Annotated in this window: 3 protein-coding genes and 1 pseudogene; all 4 read left to right on the plus strand. The window is 57.9% G+C overall.

Annotation, left to right across the window (positions count from 1 at the left end):
- The coding region (locus VMU57_RS10315) for a VirB3 family type IV secretion system protein (RefSeq protein WP_325383087.1) at window positions 1–231 on the plus strand (231 nt) is incomplete at its 5' end.
- A complete protein-coding gene (locus VMU57_RS10320; RefSeq protein ID WP_325383089.1) occupies window positions 212–2,581 on the plus strand; it encodes a type VI secretion protein in 2,370 nt (789 codons plus the stop codon). The genes VMU57_RS10315 and VMU57_RS10320, both read left to right, overlap by 20 nt.
- A 24-nt stretch (window positions 2,582–2,605) precedes the next feature.
- Window positions 2,606–3,439, plus strand: coding sequence for a TrbG/VirB9 family P-type conjugative transfer protein (locus tag VMU57_RS10325; protein ID WP_325383091.1), 834 nt, complete (start codon window positions 2,606–2,608; stop codon window positions 3,437–3,439).
- A gap of 2 nt (window positions 3,440–3,441) precedes the next feature.
- Window positions 3,442–4,067 (plus strand): annotated as a pseudogene (locus tag VMU57_RS10330) (conjugal transfer protein TrbI); the annotation flags it as partial.

The following is a 4,067-nucleotide window of genomic DNA, read 5'->3' on the forward strand; positions in this document are numbered from 1 at the left end:
CAGGCGCTCAATAGGCCACGAGCCAAGCTCGGATTGGACCTCAGCGCATGGATGGCGATTGTCTTCGTCTGCGTAACGGTTTTCCTCACTGGGTTCCGCCTGCTGGCAATGGTGTCCTTTCCCACGCTTGCGATCGGCGCATGGTTCATCGTGCGCAAACACCCAAAGATGTTTCAACTATGGGGCTTGAGCCTCAACCAGAAGTCCTACTATGACCCGCGCAAATACTGAGCAAGCCAAATTCGTTCCGTGGTTCGCAAAGGCCGGAGCTGCGTGCAGCATCATTCCGATTGCTCGCTTCGTCGGCCCAAACATCTTTGCCCTGAAGGGCGGCGGCTATGGATGCCTGTTTGCGCTCACAGGCATTGATGAAGAGGGATTGACCGACCAGGAGCTTGACGCCCGGATGCGCTCGATTGAAGGCGCATTGCGAGGGTTGCCGGAAGGTTCCTGCCTGTATCAGTACACCGGGGTGATGTCAGGATTCAATCTTCCGCGCCAGAGGAAATATGGAAATCCTGTTACTCAAGTATTCGTGGACGACCGTATAGCCCTTCTTGAGAAGACCGCGAGTTTCCGGCACATCGACCTGCACTGGTGCCTCACGCTGGAACCGTCGAGCGTAAAGGCGTTCGAGCGCAAGCCTCAGGAGCACGTAGCCGACACGTCGCGGATGCTGGCCGACCTCCAGAAGACTGCGACCATCCTGGAATCCCATCTCGGGAAGACATTGGGGTTACGCCGGCTCGACAAGAACGCAACTTTTCAGTTTTTCAGCTACCTGTTCAACCTTGAAGAGTGGGCGGGCGACGACCAGCTCCGCGCCGACACCGGCGTAGACCGGCAGATCGTAAAGAACCCGGTTGCGTGGCATAGCGACTACCTGCGCGTGGGCAGACGCCATGTACAAATGTTCTCGCTGAAGACGACGCCGGAGGCATCGAGACCGTGCCTACTCTCCGGCTTGCTAACGCTAGATTGCGACAGCGTTTTGTGCTCCACATGGCGCGTGAAATCCACGTCCTCAGCCCGAAGCGAGATCGACGCCCAGGAGAAGTTCATCTCGTTTTTCAAAGTCGGTGTGTTGACGCGAGTCATGAGCGGGCGCGATACCGCCTCCCTCGACACCGGAGCCGCGGCCAAGGCCGCGAACAGCAGCGTTGATGACCTTAGCGAAGTCATCCGCTCACTGGACAAAAAGGTGCAGGGCGAATACTCACTCCGCTTGCTGCTGGCAGCTCACAGCCCGGAACAATTACGCGATACCGTTCCCGCTGTACATCGGATCTTCGTCGATGCACGAGCGCAGGTGATGGAAGAGACGCTGGGGAATCTATCCGCCTTCTATGCGATGTTCCCCGGCAATCACAAGTTCAATGTCTTCCCGCTGTGGCTTGCGGAGGACCATCATGCGCGTTTTTCTTTGGTGTTCGCTCCGCATCTTGGACATCCGCATTCAGGGGATTTAGATGCGGAATATCTCAATATCTTTGAGACGCGCACACGGACACCGTTCTTTCAGGACGTGTATGTGGACGGCGTGCGCGTCATGCTCATCCTCGGGCCAACCGGCACCGGCAAATCAGTGCATGGAAATCAGCTCATCGCGCTGGAGCAGAAATACGGCGGCTTCTCCTACATCTTCGACATCGGCGGCAGCTATGAGAGCGTGGTGGAGTTGTACGGAGGCCGCGTGGACCGCGTCGGCAAGGACGGCCCTCGCGTCAACCCGTTCGCCCTGGAGCCCACCGAGAGCAACATCAAGTTCCTGTACAGCTTCATCAAGCTCCTGCTCGCCAACGGCGGAGCGGAGCTGGAGCCGGAAGATGACGACGTAATTCACAAAGCGGTGCAGGACATGTACCTGCTTGACCAGGAAAACCGCAGATTATCCAATCTCTTTCTCCCGAAGAAACTCGACAGATATCTCTCTAAATGGGTAGGCACCGGAGTCTATCACGCGATCTTCGACAACGTGGAGGACAGCCTTTCTTTGTCGCGCCTCCAGTGTTTCGACTTCCAGGGCGTAAACAATGAGCAATACGCCGACCTCATAGAACCGCTAATGGTATGGCTGCTCCGGCGTATCAACGACGTACTTTACGATCCTGCCAATCTTGGCGTGCCCAAGCACATACTCATTGAAGAAATCTTCAGCTCCATGAAGAATCGGCAGCTTTTGGAAGGTGCGCTCGCGTCCATCAAGACCGTTCGCAAGAATCTTGGCGGCGTCACCATGATCGGTCAGTCCGCCGACGATCTGGGCAAAAACGCCGACAGCATCGTGAACTCGTGCACATCATTTCTGTTTCTGAAAGACACGACCTTCAACCGGAAAAAGTACGCCGAGCTGTTCAAGATGAACGAGCAGCAGATCGCTCTGTTTGAGAGTTTGCAGGATCGTGAGGCGCTGTATATGCGGCGCGACGGCCTCACCAAAGTCGTCATTCTCAATCTCGACGGCCGTAGTTATGCCACGTTCTCCACCAAGCCCAAAGACCGGGTGCTCCGGTCGAAGCTGATTGCCACATATGGACTCACCGAGGGCATTGCTCGTTTGGCCCAAGGAGAAACCGCATAACCAATTCGGGAAAGGACATTCGTCATGAAACCGCTCAGTCCTATCGCTGTCGCTCTCTCGCTCCCGCTTGCCTGTGGGTCGCTGCGGGCCGCCACCCAACCTGCTCCGCCGCAGCCGAATCCGCCGCGCACCATCGTCGTTTCGGCTACTGCCGCGCCTCCCGTGATTCGTGCGGCTTTGCTGCAATCGACTTTGATCGTGCTTCCGCCACAGGAGAAGGTCGCCAATGTCTTCGCCGGAGACACGGTGGATTGGGTTTTCGACGGCGGCCATGTCGCCAGCCGCTTTGTCAGCATCAAGCCTAAAGTGGCGAATAGCGCGACCGACGTGCATATCATCTCCGACCACGGCAACGAGTACACGCTGGAGCTTCAGGAAATCTCCGGCAACGGAGATCCCCACTTCGATTCCAAAGTTTTCCTTACTCCGGGCGACAAGACCGCGAAAGAGCGGCTGGTCGAGCTGCCCGTCTTCGTGCCCGCATCCGAGCTGGCCAGAGCCAAACAGGATGCAGCGGCGGCCGAGGCCGCCGAAATTGCCGTGCAGAAGGCAGAGACCACGAAAGAGGAAGCCTATCGCAGCCAATACCCCGGCACGCTGCACTTTGATTTCACGTGGGACCAGTCGAAGGGCAAGCAACTTGGTTTGCAGCAGATATGGCGTGATGGCAAATTCACCTATTTGCGCGGCCAGTTTCAGGAAACGCCCGCACTCTACGAGGTGAAGGACGGCAAGCCGTCGCTCATCAACTTCGATTTCAATGATGGCCTCTACACCGTGCCGAAGGAATTGGAACGCGGCTACCTCGCCATCGGCAAGCAGAAGGTAGACTTCCACCGCACCGGAGAGAGGAACTAGCCATGCCGGAGTCCAACCAGAATCCACCCGCGACCGTACCAGAGCAGCCGGAAGCAAAACCGCCCGTGCGGAAAGGGATGCCCGTCGTCATTGCCCTGGTCGCGATTATCGCGCTGATCGGCATTGCGAATCTTTCAAGCCTGTTGAGTGGAACTAGAAAATCGGCCCCAGTAAGCACGATGCCGATGCGCCCGGCGGCGCCGAATGCGCAGGAAGTGAACAGCTTCGAGTCACAGCAGGAATTACAGGCGAAACGTGATGCAGAGGAAAGGCAGCACCAGCAGGAATTGGCTACTGCGATGCAACAGCTTGAGGCGGCGCAGGGAGTTCCGGGGCCGGAGGCGGCCGGAGCTCCGCCGATGACCGCGGCGCAGCGAGCGGCCATCTATGGGGAGAGTCCAAACGCCCCAATCATCACATCGGATGCCTCGCAGGAGCGGGCACAGGCCAAGCAGCGAGAGCTTGCCAAAGAAAAGCAGCAGCAGGACGCCATCGACAGCGACACCGTGGCGATTGACTTTGAGCACCCAAACACCGCGACTCCGACAACAGCGACATCGGAAGCCGCGCATGGGACGGCTGCTAACGCAGCCGGCGGCCCGACTCTCGCAGAACCGGCCCGCGTGCA

Source organism: Edaphobacter sp. (assembly GCF_035532915.1).
Lineage (GTDB): Bacteria > Acidobacteriota > Terriglobia > Terriglobales > Acidobacteriaceae > Edaphobacter.